General features: G+C 50.3%; 14 protein-coding genes. 1 reads left to right on the top strand and 13 read right to left on the bottom strand.

The features are described from left to right. Positions 1-3 precede the first annotated feature (3 nt). The 13 genes from pyrR to moaC all read right to left on the bottom strand — a co-directional run bounded on the left by pyrR (position 4) and on the right by moaC (position 16,067). On the bottom strand, positions 4-555 hold the full coding sequence (gene pyrR, locus EYQ01_04940) for a bifunctional pyr operon transcriptional regulator/uracil phosphoribosyltransferase PyrR (GenBank protein ID HIE65149.1): 552 nt from the start codon (positions 553-555) through the stop codon (positions 4-6). Between the two features lie 330 nt (positions 556-885). Next, complete coding sequence (locus EYQ01_04935; GenBank protein ID HIE65148.1) at positions 886-1,794, bottom strand: formylglycine-generating enzyme family protein; 909 nt, start codon at positions 1,792-1,794, stop codon at positions 886-888. A gap of 175 nt (positions 1,795-1,969) precedes the next feature. Continuing rightward, the gene (locus tag EYQ01_04930; GenBank protein HIE65147.1) at positions 1,970-4,342 is read right to left on the bottom strand and encodes a hypothetical protein; all 2,373 of its coding nucleotides are present in this window, start codon (positions 4,340-4,342) and stop codon (positions 1,970-1,972) included. 170 nt (positions 4,343-4,512) lie between these two features. Further along, positions 4,513-5,607 carry a hypothetical protein gene (locus EYQ01_04925; protein HIE65146.1) on the bottom strand — a complete coding sequence of 365 codons (1,095 nt, stop codon included), beginning with the start codon at positions 5,605-5,607 and terminating at the stop codon, positions 4,513-4,515. Positions 5,608-5,641: 34 nt separating this feature from the next. After that, on the bottom strand, positions 5,642-6,685 hold the full coding sequence (locus EYQ01_04920; protein ID HIE65145.1) for a hypothetical protein: 1,044 nt from the start codon (positions 6,683-6,685) through the stop codon (positions 5,642-5,644). Between the two features lie 19 nt (positions 6,686-6,704). Further along, complete coding sequence (locus EYQ01_04915) at positions 6,705-7,808, bottom strand: hypothetical protein (GenBank protein ID HIE65144.1); 1,104 nt, start codon at positions 7,806-7,808, stop codon at positions 6,705-6,707. Positions 7,809-7,891: 83 nt separating this feature from the next. Next, on the bottom strand, positions 7,892-8,887 hold the full coding sequence (gene moaA, locus EYQ01_04910) for a GTP 3',8-cyclase MoaA (protein ID HIE65143.1): 996 nt from the start codon (positions 8,885-8,887) through the stop codon (positions 7,892-7,894). A 288-nt stretch (positions 8,888-9,175) separates the two neighbouring features. Continuing rightward, positions 9,176-10,180: a hypothetical protein gene (locus EYQ01_04905; GenBank protein ID HIE65142.1), complete on the bottom strand. Its 1,005-nt coding sequence runs from the start codon at positions 10,178-10,180 to the stop codon at positions 9,176-9,178. Between the two features lie 16 nt (positions 10,181-10,196). Continuing rightward, a complete protein-coding gene (locus EYQ01_04900; GenBank protein ID HIE65141.1) occupies positions 10,197-12,728 on the bottom strand; it encodes a hypothetical protein in 2,532 nt (843 codons plus the stop codon). A gap of 169 nt (positions 12,729-12,897) precedes the next feature. Further along, positions 12,898-13,734: an outer membrane lipoprotein-sorting protein gene (locus EYQ01_04895; GenBank protein ID HIE65140.1), complete on the bottom strand. Its 837-nt coding sequence runs from the start codon at positions 13,732-13,734 to the stop codon at positions 12,898-12,900. 162 nt (positions 13,735-13,896) lie between these two features. Beyond that, complete coding sequence (locus EYQ01_04890) at positions 13,897-14,931, bottom strand: hypothetical protein (GenBank protein ID HIE65139.1); 1,035 nt, start codon at positions 14,929-14,931, stop codon at positions 13,897-13,899. Beyond that, positions 14,921-15,532, bottom strand: a complete 612-nt coding sequence (locus tag EYQ01_04885) for a histidine phosphatase family protein (protein ID HIE65138.1) — start codon at positions 15,530-15,532, stop codon at positions 14,921-14,923. Before EYQ01_04885 ends, EYQ01_04890 begins: the two co-directional genes overlap by 11 nt. A gap of 28 nt (positions 15,533-15,560) precedes the next feature. After that, positions 15,561-16,067 (bottom strand): cyclic pyranopterin monophosphate synthase MoaC, encoded by a 507-nt coding sequence (moaC, locus tag EYQ01_04880; protein HIE65137.1) that lies wholly within the window; start codon positions 16,065-16,067, stop codon positions 15,561-15,563. Between the two features lie 117 nt (positions 16,068-16,184). Here moaC and EYQ01_04875 point away from each other — a divergent pair, with 117 nt between their 5' ends. Then, entirely contained in the window at positions 16,185-17,207 is a 1,023-nt protein-coding gene (locus EYQ01_04875; protein ID HIE65136.1) for an oxidoreductase, read from the top strand. Positions 17,208-17,270: the final 63 nt, after the last annotated feature.

The following is a 17,270-nucleotide window of genomic DNA, read 5'->3' as shown; positions in this document are numbered from 1 at the left end:
TACCTACCCTTGATCGCCATTTTCCGACCCTCTTCTCAGAACAACGCGGTCTTCTTCCCCCTTTTCTTCAAGGAGAACCGCAATTTTTTCATCTAAAGACGTCGGGAGGTTCTTTCCGACATAGTCGGCCCGTATCGGGAGTTCCCTGTGACCTCGATCGATCAAAACAGCCAGTTGAATCTCCTTGGGCCGTCCCAGATCAATCAAAGAATCCATAGCAGCCCGGATCGTTCTCCCTGTAAAGAGAACATCGTCCACCAGGACAAGCTTCCTGTCGTTCATATCAAAGGGAATCTCAGTCTTTTTCAGGGCCGGATATTCCTTCCGGGTCGCAAGATCATCGCGGTAGAGGGTAATGTCGAGTTCCCCGACCGGAGGGGAATCCCCTTCTATTTCACTTATTTTTTTTGAAAGACGGCGTGCGAGATAAACCCCGCCCGTCCGTATTCCAACCAGACCGATGCGCTCCGCACCCTTATTTCTCTCAAGAATCTCATGAGATATCCTAGTTAAAGCTCTTGATATTTCAATCTTATTTAGTATTATTACTTCCATTTATAAAGACCCGTCACGGGAAAAATCAGCATAAAAAAACCCTCTCCTGATTTGCTTAAACGGAGAAGGTTTAGGGTTTTGTTCTTGATATTTCATGATTCCCTTCCCAGTCTCACAGGACCAGCTTAAAGGTGTAACGCCATCTTAGTTTGGTTCTAAAGAGATGTCAAGTTTAAAGCATTGAACCCAGGAGTCTACTGCGTTGCTGGAAAATAGTCCAATTTCCCAGATGATTCTCGTTAAAGAGACGGGCTATTCGCCTCTAAGCACCTGAAAACTTGGCCTTATTTTACATTCATCTCCTCACGATCCTATTTCTCCGACAGACTCCTAGTCAGAGCCAAAATCTTTCGCACAACGAAACCCGACGGTACTCTCTCCCCGTTTTGGATGGGCTCCTCCGAAACGCTTTGAGGCGCGAAGATCGTGAGAGCTGTTGTGAAAAGATCCTCCCCGATAAACGAGAACCTGAATAATTCCGGGATCTTCAGGTCCCTTCGGATTTTTAAACGGTGCATCCTTGTAGTAGGACTGATCATACCAGTCTGTCACCCATTCGGAGACATTTCCAGCCATGTCATAGAGACCATAGGGACTTCGGCCCCGTTCGAAACTTCCAACCGGCGCGGAATACTTGTAACCATCTTCCTCTCCAAGGCCATTGGCAAGTGTTGTACTAAAAAGATCGCCCCAAGGCCATTTTCCCCCATTTTCACCCCGAGCGGCCTTTTCCCATTCGGCCTCGGTCGGAAGACGTTTCCTTCCCCATTGGCAATAGGCCGCGGCATTCAGCCAGGTGACGCCGACAACGGGTTGTTTATCCCCCGTCAGAAGACCAATATCATCCTCAAAGACCGGAACAACCGGATCGGGTCTTTTCAACATCTTTGTGAATCGTTTATAATCGGCATTCGTGACCTCATAGAAGTCCATATAAAAGGGGTCAAGATAGATCACACGCTGTGGCTGTTCGTCAAAATCTCCAACATCCCCACCACCCATCGTAAATGATCCGGCGGGGATGAGGACCATCTTACGTGTGTCCCCCCCCACAATCGTCTCAAACGCACTAAAATCCACCTTCTCAATCTCAACGATGATTTCTTCCGGCATTTCGACCTTCTTGGCCGCCTCCCTCGCCCGGCTTGATTTAACCGACTCGACAATCAAAGCAACCGCCATGAGAAAAACCAGAAAAAGTAAAACCCCCAGCATTCCAAGAAGCGCATTTTTACTCATAGAAAACTCAGCCCCCAAAAGATGATCCAATATAACGAAATATGATTACCATTACAAGCAAAGTTCGTTCATTTTCGGTATTATTTTCTAATGTTTGAATAGGGGAAAATTGCGGCTGTAATCTTGAGGGTGCTGAAATAAAGGCTGGAGAGACGTCTCGGTGGGCGATCAAGAACTACTTTAGCTGTTTGACGTATAACTGAAGTTTATCTGAACTGATAAGCCCGCACTGAGGAGCCGGAGGGGCAAGACACGATCCAGCTTCGACCCAGGCAACAAAGACCGAACCCGTAGAGGAAACCGCAAGGGAAGCGTTGATTTTGAACAATAGACTTGCCGTGGTCATATTCAGCTTTCCATCGACCACACTGCGCCAGGTTGATTCGGTGTTGTCCCACAAACGAACAAACAATTCCGGATTGTCTGCGGTCGTATTGGGAAGTTTTACAAACGCGAGGTAGGGGCCGAAGCCTGTTCCGGCTACGGGGGTATTCGCACGAGGAAGAATAACGGCCGTTGGATCAAAGTCGCTTTCAACGAAAGATCCGGCCGGAATAGGACTTGAGTTGACAGGATTAAACCCCAGAAACTCTCCCGCTGTAGTTAAAACATTTCCAAAGAAAAGGGTCAATGAAGTGGCATTTGACGCATCATTCATGATCGTAAATTTCGCGGGTGATCCTACCGTTGCTGGAACGAAGCTGACCGTGTAAATATCCGTTGTGGCGGGATTGGCGCTTTCAAGTGCACTCTTTAGTGCTCCGGCAAGAAGACTCCCTGTCTTGTAGGTCGCCGGTATAATTGTTGCCGTTTGGCCTGTGCCATCATTGAAGAAGAGTGTATTATTAGAACCGTCAATGACAAAGCCCATATTCTCAATACCTGAACTGGTGAAACTTCCACTCGTCTCTTCTCTTCGAACATGCAATCCGCCATTTTCATGCCATGAGACGTAGAGGACCCCATTATTATAAACCAGGGAGGGATCATCAGGTTCTGAGATAATTGTTCCAAAGTTCAAGGTTGTGGCACTTGCAGGAGGGGAACTCCCGACTTCCCACTGCTTCAGGTACAACTCGCAATTGCCTAAAAGACGGCATTCCTTCCATGAAACACTAATCTTCGTCCCATTGATGGCAATCGCGGGGTTTAATCCGTCAGAGTTTGCATCAACGTTGAAGTGGGTTGTGCCGCCCTGATCCCATGCGGGTGGTAGGAGCGTGGTATTGAAATGCTTTACAAAGATATGACTTATTTCTTCAAAACCTGGTCCTGGTACTGTCGGAACGGTAGTAGATTCGGTCCAGACCACATAGGGCGTATTGCTGCCATCAAAGGCAATCGCACTGTCGCTTGCAGATTGGGCGAGGTTAACATTAAGGGGATCGCCAACCGCTTCCCACCCAATGGTCTCTTTTTGGACAATAACTTTGCAATTTTTTCCATCGAGCTCACACTCTGTAAAGCTAAGATAGGCGGTTGGGGTGCCTTCACCGTCAGAAACCACACGGGGTTGTTTCCCTATTTTTCCTGCTGCATTTATCGAGGTTGCCTGGCCGATCCAGCTTGTCCCGTCAAAGGTACTGACAAAGATGTTATCACTCGATATCGCTTCGACCTCTTGCCAGGTCAGATAGGGCTTTGTCCCGACAAGCGTAATTGAGGGATTTAAGGCATTTGCGTTGAGATTGATGTTTAACGTACCACTATTATTCGTTATCACTGGATCACCGAAGGTCTTTGCTGATTTTAGATTAAAGTTTTCATCGACATTGTTTGATAAATCCTTCGCGCGGACTACAAAATCATAAGTTGTCTCCTTTTTCAGGCCGGTCACACCGAAGCTTGTCTGTCCTCCCGTCGTTTCAAAGAGGGTTACTGTTCCACCTGTGGAAGGGAAAGTCGTTAGCGTGCACTCGCCTATTAAATCTGGGGGATTTTCCGACTGACAAATCACATAGCGAAGCTGACTTGGAGGGGTAACATCGTCAGTGGCGGCGGCCCATGAGAGAGAAATCGTACTCGTACTCGTTGCTGTCGCGCTGGTAATCCCCGCGGTGAAACCAGGTGGCGTCTCATCTGGCAATATTCCGACTCTAAAAGACCAGGTTTTATTGGAGACCATCTTGTTCATTGCAAGGTCTTCAACCCCGGTCGTGATCGTAATAGTATGGAGTTTTCCTTGGGTCAGGGTGACCCCGTTTGGCAGTGAAAATGTGGCCGTTTTGGTCAAAGGATTATAAACGAGATCTCCGGTTAGGGGCGTTGGAATGTTTTCCTCGAAAACGATAAAAGTATCTTTTGTTAGAAGTCCTTCTATCATCGCCTCACTAAAGGTGGCGATGATAGAAGAGTTTATGTCAACATTCGTCGCACCGTCTAGCGGCGCAACAGGTAAAACGGTTGGCGGCGTACTGTCTGTGGGTGTCGAACCTGGATTGGTGGATACGGGGGGGGTGTCTTTGCTCTTGCATCCGCTTGCGAGAAATATTGAGAGGAGGACGAGAAATAAAAAGACTGTACGAGGTCGAAACAAGCAGATTTTCATACCGTCTTTACTATCCCAACCGGACTAAAAAGTCAATAAAAAGAGGCTTGAACTGCATTTTATGCTCCATTATCTCCCAGATGAAAGGGAATGGAAGTCTGGGGTCTAAGAATGAAAGAAACGAAGCATAACCTCATAAGAAATGAAAAGTGAGGAGCATTGATAGCATCTTAGGGAAGCGTTGCACCGGCAATGTCACCCGTGGTCTGGCTCAAACCATTTGGATACTGGGTGCAAATATTGATCGTCGTCGTTGTCGAACCAGTAGGACAATCAAACACCTGGGAAAGGCCGCTGAATTTCTCATCCCGGGTAAAGGTTCCGGAAAGGGATTGTTCAAATTTAGCACCCGAGGTCCCTGACTGGTCAGGATCACTTATCAACTGAGACCATGTCACGACTAGCGGATCCAGTGGATCTCCGTCTCCTGTATCAGGAGAGCGTACTGTAAAGCTGGTCGTCAGTTCAAAGACCTGATCTCCCCCACCTGGCCCCGTTAGGGTTCCAATCCCGGCGGCTGGGTTGACACCCGTCACTTGTCGAACTTTTTGAAATGAGGTTGTCGTTGCCTCGGTCGGAAGAATCACCCCGGCCGATGAATTTATCATGAAGGTAAAGTTATTGGTCAAATCAAGACCCAGATGCCCATCCCCTGGGCAGACCACCGCACAACTATCGGCGATAAAAGACATATTACTGTTCACCTTGCCGATGCTGCCATTTCCCGCCACTCCCAGACTGTTGGTGCCCGAGGGGAAAATCTGACCCTGCTGCGTCGCATTGATTCGTATGCTTCCGCAATTCAGCCCATCCAGCACTGCGACTGTACCCGTTAATGGCGCAAAAAAACCGGATGTTCCGGTTCCAGGTGCACATCTTGTGGTAGTAATGTCTGCCGCATTTCCTGTACCGCCCGATGTCCCATCGCTGCCCAAGGCATTGCCCGAAACAATACCGAACATATTATCTGTAATCGCGCCGGGACCCAATAGCGAAAAGATGCCAGGAGGGCCTCCTGAAATACCGACATTGTCCGTTGACAACAAGGCTCCTGAGGTAAGGTCGCATATTCCAGCCACATTATTTCCGTCCTTGCAGGGGTCAAAACCAAGCGTCGGATTCTCAACTCCAGTCGTCGTAGGAACGGCTGTTCGTATATTGGTAAGCTGAGAGTTAAAATTCGCGTCGACAGCGTGGCTGAGCCCGGGCAAAGAAAATGCCCCCAGGACGAACAGAACCGCTATTACATGATGAAGGTTTTTCATCCTCTCATCCTCTCGTTTCCAGCTAAGATTTAGACTACGGGATAACAGTAAAGGTCGTGCTTGTACCGAGCTTACCAGCTTCCGCAAAACTACCTCCCGTGGGATGTTGCGTTGCTTGAAATCCCTGATTTGGCGGGATGGTAAGTGTTGCTGTACCGAGAAAGTAATTAAAACTTCCAGAGGTTGTAAGGACAAATTCACCCCCGGTTCCTCCCATTTCGGCCTGCTTGATTTCGGAAGACCACGTTACTGCCGGTAAGACGGAAAATGTATTTTGTACCGTTCCGGAAAGGACGGATACATCCTGACCCGCAACCCAGGAAGTCACTAAACTAACCGAGGACTCTCTGCCATTTGAGTCCAAGGTCGTCACATCGTCCAAGGTTTGAACGCTGCATATACTGACTTGCCCCACAGGGCCACATGCCTGCCCACCCAAGGGATCCCAGATAAAGGTATTTTCCATTTTAGAAGTATGCCCTGCATCTATGGGGACCCCAGCCCCAGGAAGAGAAACATCCACCGTGATCGTTGAAGACATCAGGCTGGTGAGGATGGCCCCTCTGGTTGGGATAATCTGACCCTGTGTTCCAGGCTCAAAGCGGACATTTCCACAATTGAGTTCACCAAGGCCATCAAGGGTACTGGTCCCTATACTTCCGTTTGCTCCGCACTTCGTTGGGTCAAGTGGCTTCAGCACCTTGCCAAACATATTGTCTGTCACCGCACCCGGTCCTAATTTGACAAAAAGGCCTGGAGTATCATTACCCAATGCATCTTTAATCCCAAGTACATTCGTGCCGCTCAACAAACCGTCATTCAGGGCTGAACCCGCTGCACCCGCATCCACACAACTCAGACCATCACCAGCCACGGCACCGCCGGTTCCACAGGGGTTAAATCCCGGCAGATCATCCCCCGGGCCCACCGTGCGCAGCTCCGTCTGAATGACATTGGTAAAGAAGTCCTGTCCCGGGGCCTGGGCATGAAGTAAAGGACTCGAGACAATCAACAGAGCGACAGCGATTGCCATTCGCCAGAATAGTTCCATGAAAGGCCGACCTACTTGTCTCTTCATGTTCCCCTTTCCTCCCACATTATTGTGGAGGCAACTCAGCCCCGGCTAAAGAACCTGATGTCATACTCTGCCCATCTGGATATTGCGTACAGATATTTCCTACTACGGTTCCAGGGCAGGCAAAGACCTGCGTCGCAGCACCTAAACCATCGGGAACCAGTTCATTATGAATGAAGGTGAAGCCGATGGTTTGGCTGAAGCCCGCACCGCCGCCCGTCATATCCGGGTCCGTTATCGTTGAGGTCATGACCACATTAAACGCTGCCGGCGGAAGGCCCGCAATCGAGGTGTCGGTCGTGGAAAGCGTTTGAAATACTGTTGTAATATCAACAACCTGATCGGCAGGGCCTGGAGCCACTTCAGTTCCAACCACACCTGCCCCAATCTGGGTAACCTGCCGCATTCTCTGGTCAGAACAGATATTCGGCGTTGTGCCACTTCCTCCCGCCAATGCAGCACATGCTATTTGGGTTCCCACAGCAGCGGTGCTACCCGTGGCATTCGGAATCCAGACAAATCGGTTGGTCAAATTCATACCCATATGCCCGGCAAGGAGCGGATTTGAATCAAACGCCAGATCGAAGTTCCCACTCTGAATTGAAGTCAGGGTGTTTGCTGCCGGAAATGATGGAATGACCTGCCCCTGTGCGTCGGGCGTAATGCGGAGAGAGCCGCAGTTCAGTCCTCCGAGAGCAGCATTGGTCAGCTTTCCACATTTACCTGTCGTGATCGGTGTAAGACTCGCATCGGCTCCCGATACGATCCCAAACATATTATCCGTAATGGCACCCGGTCCGGCCTGTTGAAAAGTTGCCGTTAAGTTGGTTAAACTCAGTAGAGAGGTCCCATCAGCATTTAAACATGCCCCCCCCGCATCGCGCGTTGCCGGGAGAAGTCCTCCCCCACTACAAGGATTAAACCCGGGGTTGGTTGCCGCGACACTTCCAGGCGCAACAACCGCACTTCCCAGTCCCGCCCTTTTATCCGTTGATTGCGTACTTGAGAAGAAGTCACTTGTTTGCGCGTAGGCATCTCCCACCGAAAACGCAATGATGCCGAGAGATAAAACCGCTACAGCGATGCCCGACGACACATGCCATGCTTTAGATTTGATTTTGTACACGTCACCCCCCCTAGCTATTTATTTTAGTTCTCAAAACCTCAATGACGTTACTCTGTAAGACAGTATAGCATTCAATACATAATTCACCCGCCAAGGTTCACCATTGTGGTGAGTTTTTTCTCCTCGGGGATCATATCCAGTTCGTGATACTCCGGTTTTACATAAAGAACCTGAGCGAGCAGCCCTTCAATCTCTTCATCACTGCAGCCATTTCTGAGCGCATTTCTGAAATCGACCGCGATTTCAGAAAAAAGACAGGGGCGAATTTGGCCGTTGGCTGTCAGGCGGACGCGGTTGCAGGTATCGCAAAAGTCGTGGCTGACCGCATGGATAAAACCGACAATTCCCGGTGCGCCAGGAATGCGGAAGTTTTCAGCGGGGCCGGTGTTGCCTTCATTCGCACCGTTGATCGGGATCATCTTTCCAGTCAGGGTCTCAATTTCATCGACGACGGCCTGAAAAGGCTTGTAAGCCTTGACCCAGGTATCCCAGTTGGCACAAGGCATATATTCGATGAAGCGGACATGGTAGGGTTTCGTACGGGTGATGTTTACAAAATCGATGGCTTCGTGGTCATTGACCCCCTGCTGAAGGACGACATTAAGCTTTAGCGGGGTAAAACCAACACGCTCGGCCTCTTCAATCCCTTCCCATACCTTGTCGAAGATGTCACGCCGAACGATCTTCGCGAAGGTATCCGGATTGAGAGAGTCGATGCTGATGTTGATGCCCCGCAAACCGGCCTTGAAGAGGTCTGCGGCCATATCCTTCAGGAAGACGGCATTAGTCGTCAGGGCGATTTCTTCGATGCCCGGCACACGGTTGAGGCGATCTATAAATTCAACAACGCCCTTCCGGACCAGCGGTTCGCCCCCCGTAACCCTAATCTTTCGCAAGCCTCTTCGTGCGGCAACGGTAATGATCCGGAGCAACTCGTCATAGGTAAGAAGTTCATCGGTCGGAGTCCAGTCAAGCCCCTCTTCCGGCATGCAATAGACACACCTGAGATTACACCGATCAGTGATAGAAACACGCATGTATGTGATTTCGCGCTGGTAAGCATCGACCAAGGGCTGCATCAGACCTCCTGGATCATCTAGTTATTGGCAGGATCGGACTCATAATTCCTTTAATTTTCATTGATTCTATAAGGATTAAACAAACGTGTCAAGAAAAAAGTACCGCAACAATTCAGCACATCCCCCTTTTTCTCCAAGGCGGCGTTTCATGTGATACTCGAATCCTCGCGTATACACATGCGCTGTGGCTCTGCGTTCCTTGTGCCTTCCCTGAAGGATAGGTCTCGCGAAGCCAAAATCGTGGCATGCTGAATCGTTACAAGACAACAGAAAAAAGGGTCACTAAATTTAGAAATAAAAGCGGAATGCCGCGTTGACCTGGAATCCGTTGAGGTCGAGTTCGAGAGGCCGCCCGGACCCGCGGCCGCAACCTCCGATGTCGTCTCCCGGATCGCAAAAATCAGAAATATTCTGAGAACGGATATTTGCCTCTGTGATCAGATCGCCATTTTCCGGCACCGGCGGAACATTGCCCAGATCTGTGGTCTCAGAAGGCGGCGGCGGGACATCTGAGAAGCCGGAACGAAAATGCCGTCTTACCTTGATGCGCGAGCTGCTTCCGATCACATAGTTCGCATTCACGCCGAAAGAAAACCATTCGGTAACAAAATATTCTCCGCCCACCCCTAACCTGGAGGTAAACGCAACCCCTCTCGCCTCCGTCGAACTTATTGAGGTAAAGACCAGATCCGGGTCGATATCATTCGCGTCGACACGAACAATGGCGTCCATGGTCAGATTGGCGATTGAGATTCCGATGAGTCCGATATTGATAAAGAAACGGCCTTGTTCAGGGTCGTGAAAGAGATCGTATTTCCATCCCAGCCAAATCTGAGTGATTGAGAGATCATAACGCGCCGTTCTAGAAAATTTTCGAGGCGGGAAATCCTGGCGCAGAAAGAGACTGACCGTATCACTTGCCTGTGACTCTCCAGTCCAAAGGGACAAGGTTCCGACCAGTGAAATCCGGGCCTTTGCCTTCCACTCCACCTCGAGGCCGTAGTTGATGTTTCCCGCAATCTCCGGCGTCACAATATTCCGCGCTTCTGCCGGTAGAAGTCGGCTTCTCGGCAGAAGATAATTCGGGTCCTGAAGGATTCCCCTGCCCGGGTCCCCCAGGACCTTATTTAGGCCATCCAGCGAAGGTTGGTAGGTTCCGATCGTATAGGAAACGCTCAAGGTCGACCCTTCCGCCGCAAAGCCAAGCCCGGAAAATCCGACCACTGAAAAGAAAAGGAGAAGTGCCCCCGTCATCAGCAGGGGGTGTTTATAAAAAGTTTTGCTTCGTCTCACGCGGCTCAAACTCCGATCAGGCGATGGCATTCTCAGGCTTTGCTTCAAAAGTTTTTTTTCCAAAAACAAAGTTCGGTTTGAAGACAACGACCAGCGCTGGAAGGATGATCAGGGCACCCAGACAGCTTGTCAACATTGCCAGGGGAACAAGTATCCCTTCCATGTGGAGATAAAACCCACTGAAGGCGAGTAAAGCATACCCGGATGAAACCGCCAGCGCGACAAAGATAATCGCCTTTCCAGAGGTTTGGAGGGTGATGCGGACCGCTTCTTCTATATTCCCCCGTTTTAAATACTCTTCCCGAAATCTGAAGATCAGATAAATCTCGTAATCCGCCCCAATGCCGACCGCCATGGCGGTGATGGCTGCCGTCCCGATGCCAAGCGCCACTCCGGCGAAGCCCATGACGGCAAAATTAATCAGAACGGAGAGCGAAAGGGGGATCAAGACAAAAATCCCGCCCAGGAAGGAACGCCGGACGAAGGCGATAATCAGGAAGGTGATCACTGCGATCTGGATGATATTTTTCGCCTTTCCACGGATGATTTCCTGGTTGAGCGCGACGACGACCGGAGAGCTTCCGGCAACACCCATTTTCACATCAAGCCCTTTAAAATCGGTCTCTTGAAAGCGGTCTATCATGCCGATCATTTTTTCCGCCAAGCGGGTATCGTCACTTTTCAAAAAGACCCAGATCACCGCTTCGTCCTGCTGCGGCCGCATCAGACGCGAAAAATCAGCCGGATTCCCGGAAACGGAATAGAGGAAGAGAAGCTGGGCGATCTCCCCCTGGGAATCCGGAACACGATGATAGGCCGGGTCACCTAGGTTCATGGTCTCATTCATCTGTTTAACATAATCGACATAGGATTCTGTCTTGCCAACCTCTTCCATCTCCTCCATCTGGCGCTGGAGCCGATCAATGGCCATGGCCACCTCCGGGGTTTTGAGCGCCCCTTCTTTCTCTGCCTCCAGAAGAACATAGAAGGTAGAGGTGCCTGCAAACTTTTCGTTGATCGCGCGTTCATCCTTCCGAAGCTGTGTCGATTCAAAAAATTGCGAACGATTGCTGTTGCTCACCTGGACCTTAAGCGTGCCGACAATTGAGATGGCAAAGAAAAGAACCGCTCCGATCAGGATCTTCCACCGTCCCGGTCCGGCAACCTGCGTCGCGATACTCGCCAGGAAACGGTCGAGCAGATCCGGTCGACGGGCAGCGGGGTCTGATCGTGCAGTACTGAGTTTCTTTTCCTTGAGGGAAGGACGGAGGAGAGAGCGAATGGCCGGGATGAAGGTGAGTTCTATGACCAGGGCACTGAGAACGCCAAAGGCCGTGAAGAGACCAAATGCCTGAAATGTTTTTAGCTTGAAGGTGATCAGGGAAGCAAACGCCGCGGTCGTGGTCAGGGCTGCCGTAAACAGGGACGGGCCGATATAGGTCATAGAATCAATGACGGCCTGTTTGACATCACCCAGACGCTCGTACTCTTCATAGTATCTTTTCAGGATCTGTACGGAATGTCCGGCGGCAATGGCCATAATGAGGATGGGCGTCATTGCGTTCCAGGGATCGAGCGGCGTACCGGTCAGCCCCATCAGCCCCATCGCCCAGGCCACGGCCAGTAAAGATGTCAGGAGGGGGACCAGCATTCCCTGCCAGGTCTTGAAGGCGATATAGTGAAGGATGCCGATAATCAAAACCGAGAGCGGAAAGAGAAAGACCAGCATCCGCCAGGAATCGGCCTCAAAATAGGACAGGACAATCGGCATTCCGCCGAGCGTGATCATATGTTCGTCATCCGCATGCAATGCGATGATATCCTGGAGTTGACAATGAATCAGGGAGTCGGCAAGCCAGGCCCCCGGTGTGTTTTTCATCCAGGCGCCGCAGTGTGAGTCTGGATCGCCGCTTTGCCAGTTCCCCCATCCCTCTTCCGCCTTCACCGCCGGCGCTTCCCCTCCCGCGGATGCCCGGGTGGTTTCTGCCGCAACACCCGTTTCTTCGTCCGGATATTCATCTTCTGGAATTTTTTGCGTAAAGTCGACGATGACGGCCGCAGCGCTACCATCTTTTGAAACCAGGCTGTTCAGGAAGAGCGGATTTGAATAGACCCGCTCTTTAAGTTTCGCCAGGCCCTCGGAGGTGGCCGGAACACCCTCGTGCATCAGTTGGGTAATCTCGATCTGATCTTTCGTCCCGACGACATATTTGACCTTTCGGTCGGCGATGCTGACAACATTCTCTTCCTTGATGCCGGGAATTCTTTTGACGGCCTCCGTGATGTCTCGTATCTTCGACAGGGTCGACGAATTGAAGATATCCCCCTTCTTGTTATGAATTCCGATGACCACGATGCGGCTGCCGCCAAAGGACGCCTCAATCTTGTTATTGAGCTGAACATAGGGGTGGTCCTGGGGAAGGATGGCGTTTGGATCAAACATCATCTGGATATTTTTAATCTGAAAAAGGAAGAAAAACGTGATGGCGAGTATCAACGACATCACGATATAGGGATGGCGAACCGTTTTCTCAATAAAGGATTTCATGCGTCACTCAGGTTAAAAGGCATTGTGACAGTCTACTGAAAATAATTAAAAAATCAAGAAAATAGCAACAGAAAAGGGCAGAGGAGGGGGAATTAGAGGGACGATGCAAAAAGGAGGGCCTGACGGCCCTCCTGAGGATGATATGAATCGATGCATCTTTGGGAGCGCACTACCTCCGAACACCGGTTTTAAGTCTTCGTTCAGAAAAATCACTGTCTTTCAGACCGATATTAAGTTCCAGATCGCTCACCTCAAATATGGTGCGATGACCGTTCTGAACGTTGGTCACATGGGTCTTTTTCCAGACATGCAGGTTGTTGAGTATCTGCCAGTCAATTGTCTGCCTCTTGAGAAGCTTCCGGTTGCGGTCATAATAATCGATCTTCAGGATGGTTCCGTCTTCTTTGGAAATCCATGAGATTTTTTTACTGTAGATACTGACCTTCTCTTTTGGAACACTCTCCACGACATAGGTCCGTACGCCGCGATAGGTCTCCTCTTTCAAAAAAAGATGGTCATCCTCATCAATCCGACGTTGCCCCATGTCGCCAAAAGTCAGGTCTGATCCCAGGAAGGCATCATTCTGATCCTGAACCGAGATCCTCCGAACCATCCGAAGGGCGGGAAGATAGAGCCAGAGATCATCCGTTTTGTCCTTCTCGGAATAATCCCATATCAGGAAGGCGACACCGCGAGAATCCGGTGGAAAATCAGTGAGAAGGAGCATCTTGCTGTCAAATCCTCCCTCACTTCTGTAATTTTTCCAATAACGGGTTGCAACGATCTTCTTCTTTGCACCATCCCGTTCTATCAGGTTCAAAATGACAGTATTTTTCTGATCATCCACCCTGTATATGAGATCTTTTGATTGCCGTATAATTTCTGCACCGCTTAGTTTTTTAGCGGGGGTCGTTGGCGATTCTTCTGCCAAAGCAAGGGCGGGGCCATTTCCAGAGAAACCAATTAAGAGAACGGTACTAAGAAGGGTAATTCCTAAGCGACTCATTATTATAATCTCCAATTAAAGTTTTTCGTAAGGCTCCAGTATGCCTGCATTTTTCTTCAGGGCAAGGCCTGAGGAGCGGAGAACCACAGCGTAGTTTCTCTACGCGAGAATCGAGCACCTCAGCAACGCAGCCATGGAGGAAAAGGGAGGCATGCTGGAGCCTTACGGTTTTTCGCCGAGGAGTACCGTGAAAGGACTCGGCGGAGGAAGGTGTATCGGTTTGATCTTTCGAAAACCAACCTCCCTCATCCATTCTGCAACTTCTTTTTCGGAATGCGCCGCGCCGCCCGGGGTATGGATCAGTTGATTCACACCGATCACAGCAGCAAGGAGCGGACCGGTCTTTTCTTTGTTGAGCATCTGGTCCTGAACCAGGATGAGCCCTTTCCGGTCAATCGCGGTATAGGATTTAAGGAGAATTTTCCGGATCACTTCCGGGGATTCCTGATTGAACATCGATGAGAGAAGGACACTGTCATAGCCTTCTCCGAATAAATCTTTCAGGTAATCGCCCGGCCTGCGGGTGATGCGGTGCTCCATTTTAAATGTAGAAAGAATCTCACGGGTAATCTTCAGGGTTTGGGGCAGATCAAAAACAGTGGCAGTGAGGTTCTTGAATTTCTGGCAGAACTTGATGCAAAATGTACCGGGGCCTCCGGCCACATCCAGGAGACTTCTTCTCTTGGAAAGGTCAATCTTTTCGGCGAGGAGTGCCCCCTGGGCTAGGGCGCGGTAATGCATTCCATAGATATATTGTCGAAGCGCCGCCGGTCCCTGATCGTGGGGTTTATCGACAACAGGCCGGCCCGTCTTCACTGCTTTTTCCAGATCTCCCCAGGCATCGTACCAGCCGTCAAACATCGATATAATTCCGCCTTGGTATTTAGGGCTTCCCTGTACCAGGAAAGTTCGGGAAAGTGCCGTATTTCGATATTTTCCAGCCCTCCGGCTTAACAGGCCGAGAGAAACCACGGCCACCAGTAGGATTTCCATTCCCCGCGCATCGGCCTTGCACTCGGCCGCCAGTTCCGCGGCCGTGGCCGCCCTCCCCTTGAGCCGCGTGAAGACATCCATACGCTGTGCCGTATGCAGGATTCTGGACTGCCAATAGGCAGAACTGATACTCATGACCCGCATCGGGTCGAGCGTGTTAGATTCTTTTTTCCCTTTTTGTTTTGCCATTTTCTTATGAGCCATCCGGTTTTTTGGAAAAGGAGATCAGATTGGGCCAACTTGCAGTATAGTCAATTTCTGTGATTGAACAATATCCGACCACCAAGCGTTTATAATTTTCCAGAGGAAGGCCCAGCGCGGCGCTGACAATCATTCGGATCGGGCCGACATGCGTGACAATCAGAATGGTCTGACCCGGGTGGCGAAATAGGAGCAATTGCATGGTGTCATTGACCCTGGCAGAAAAATCGCTCAGGGACTCCGCTCCCGGAGGATGGAAGTTCAGGGGATCATCTCTTAAGGCCTGCCACTCATCAGGCTTATCTTCCCGAATCTTTTTTAAAGTGAGCCCTTCCCATCCCCCGAAATCTCTCTCTTGTAAATCCTTCATGGTCATGAGGTTCAGGGAGCCTCCCTCCGTCGCCGTCTGGGCCGTCTCACGTGTTCTCCGGGAAGGGCTCATATATATTGCAACAAACGGAATGCCTTGCAGGAATTCAACCCAATTTTCTGCCTGCTTTTGGCCGATTTTGTTCAGAGGCGGATCTTCCTTTGAGTCACAATAATACCGGTCGCGGGGATAATCGGTCTCTCCGTGACGAAGCAACACACATCTTGTTGTCATAGGCTTAATCAACCCCTGCCGTGGCTAATCATAGAAGAAGTTCCGAACGGGTATATAACCCCGACTTTCCCCCACTCTTCGAAATAAGGCCGATCCGACCGAAACTGATTCCCTTGTCAATGGCCTTACACATATCATAGATGGTCAGGGCCGTTATGGAAACCGCCGTCATCGCCTCCATCTCGACGCCAGTCTGACCCGAAGTCTTCGCTGTCGCATTGATTTCAATCGCTGCGGAATGCTCTTCCTGTTTGGGGTGAATTTTAAAACTGATATCGACACTGGTGATGAGCAAAGGATGGCACATGGGGATCAAATCAGGGGTCTTCTTGGCTCCCATCACACCTGCCACCTGGGCCACGGCAAGAACATCCCCTTTCGCAATCTTTCCTTCTTCGATCCTCGCCAGGGTCTCCGGCTTCATGAAGACCATACCGGTTGCGACCGCCGTGCGATGTGTCTCCGGTTTTCCCGAGACATCGACCATTCTGGCACGTCCTTCTCTATTAAAATGGGTCAATTCTGAATCGACCATACTGTCCTCCCGAGTCAAATTTTGCTGAGGGTAGCATAGGGGATTTTGACTGTCAATTCCAGGTCTTCACAAGATCGGCTTGCAAAGCTTTTATTAGGTCGTTATAATACGTCATATATGAAGACAAAATCAGGCATTATTGTTCCAGATGCCCTGGATCGGAGGCGCTTCCTTCGATACTCCGGCGCGGGGATTGCGGCGGCACTCTTGCCTGGGAGAGCCGAGGCTGCCAATTTTTTCATGAAGCGTTTTCTTGCGCGTCCTCCGAAAAAGACCTCCTTTATCACCTCTAATGAGGACTTCTACCTCGTTCAATATTCCGGTTTTGAGAAAGTGAATGTCGACACTTGGACCTTGCAGATTAAGGGCAAAGTTCGAAAACCGCTGAGATTGACCTACAACGATATCCTCAAGCGCCCGGCGATGGAAAAGATGGTCACCCTACAGTGCATTGATAATGTGCCTGCCGGAGATCAGATCAGCAACGCCGTCTGGACCGGAGTCACCCTGAAATCGCTGATCGAAGAGGCAATGCCCTTTTCGTCGGTCGTGGATGTGGCCATGTTCGGCGCCGACGACTATTCGGACAGCATCACCCTTGATCGGGCGCTGAACTACGATGTCTTCCTCGCCTATGCCATGAATGGAAAGCAACTGCCCATGAAACATGGTTTTCCGCTTCGCGCCGTCGTCCCCGGAATCTACGGCATTAAAAATGTCAAATGGCTTGAGAGGATTGAACTGCTTAATTATGATTACAAGGGATATTGGCAAAAGAAGAGCTGGAGCGATGATGGAACGGTAAAGGTCACTTCAAGAATAGACGATCCGGGGGATTACAATACCGTGACCGGGGATTATACCCTTCGGGGACTCGCCTGTTCCGGATACAACGGGATTCGCACAGTCGAGTTGACCTTCGATGGCGGGAAAACCTGGGTGCCGACAGACCTGCAACACACCCCTTCTCCCTATTCCTGGGTCTTCTGGGAATACAACTGGAAAAGCCCAAAACCCGGCTCATATCAAATCACCTCACGTGCCGTCGATCACCTTGGACGCGTTCAGAGCGATTTCATCGCCCGCGCCTTCCCCTCCGGAACATCAGGACTGCACTCCGTCATTACCTTTGTTGATTAGTAAGTATCCAGTATACCCACCTTTTCTTCCATGGCTATGGTGCTGTGGTGCTCGAATCCTCAC

It is taken from the genome of Candidatus Manganitrophaceae bacterium (genome assembly GCA_012960925.1).
Classification (GTDB): Bacteria; Nitrospirota; Nitrospiria; order SBBL01; family JAADHI01; genus DUAG01.
This window is presented reverse-complemented; position numbering and strand designations above follow the sequence as displayed.

What these genes read in the sequence shown, in the direction of transcription:
- moaA (HIE65143.1), bottom strand. Translation starts at nt 8,887, where the DNA reads ATGCAGCCCTTGGTCGATGCTTACCAGCGCGAAATCACATACATGCGT.
- EYQ01_04930 (HIE65147.1), bottom strand. Translation starts at nt 4,342, where the DNA reads ATGAAAATCTGCTTGTTTCGACCTCGTACAGTCTTTTTATTTCTCGTC.
- EYQ01_04895 (HIE65140.1), bottom strand. Translation starts at nt 13,734, where the DNA reads ATGAGTCGCTTAGGAATTACCCTTCTTAGTACCGTTCTCTTAATTGGT.
- EYQ01_04900 (HIE65141.1), bottom strand. Translation starts at nt 12,728, where the DNA reads ATGAAATCCTTTATTGAGAAAACGGTTCGCCATCCCTATATCGTGATG.
- EYQ01_04925 (HIE65146.1), bottom strand. Translation starts at nt 5,607, where the DNA reads ATGAAAAACCTTCATCATGTAATAGCGGTTCTGTTCGTCCTGGGGGCA.
- pyrR (HIE65149.1), bottom strand. Translation starts at nt 555, where the DNA reads ATGGAAGTAATAATACTAAATAAGATTGAAATATCAAGAGCTTTAACT.
- EYQ01_04890 (HIE65139.1), bottom strand. Translation starts at nt 14,931, where the DNA reads ATGGCTCATAAGAAAATGGCAAAACAAAAAGGGAAAAAAGAATCTAAC.
- EYQ01_04885 (HIE65138.1), bottom strand. Translation starts at nt 15,532, where the DNA reads ATGACAACAAGATGTGTGTTGCTTCGTCACGGAGAGACCGATTATCCC.
- EYQ01_04920 (HIE65145.1), bottom strand. Translation starts at nt 6,685, where the DNA reads ATGAAGAGACAAGTAGGTCGGCCTTTCATGGAACTATTCTGGCGAATG.
- EYQ01_04935 (HIE65148.1), bottom strand. Translation starts at nt 1,794, where the DNA reads ATGAGTAAAAATGCGCTTCTTGGAATGCTGGGGGTTTTACTTTTTCTG.
- EYQ01_04875 (HIE65136.1), top strand. Translation starts at nt 16,185, where the DNA reads ATGAAGACAAAATCAGGCATTATTGTTCCAGATGCCCTGGATCGGAGG.
- moaC (HIE65137.1), bottom strand. Translation starts at nt 16,067, where the DNA reads ATGGTCGATTCAGAATTGACCCATTTTAATAGAGAAGGACGTGCCAGA.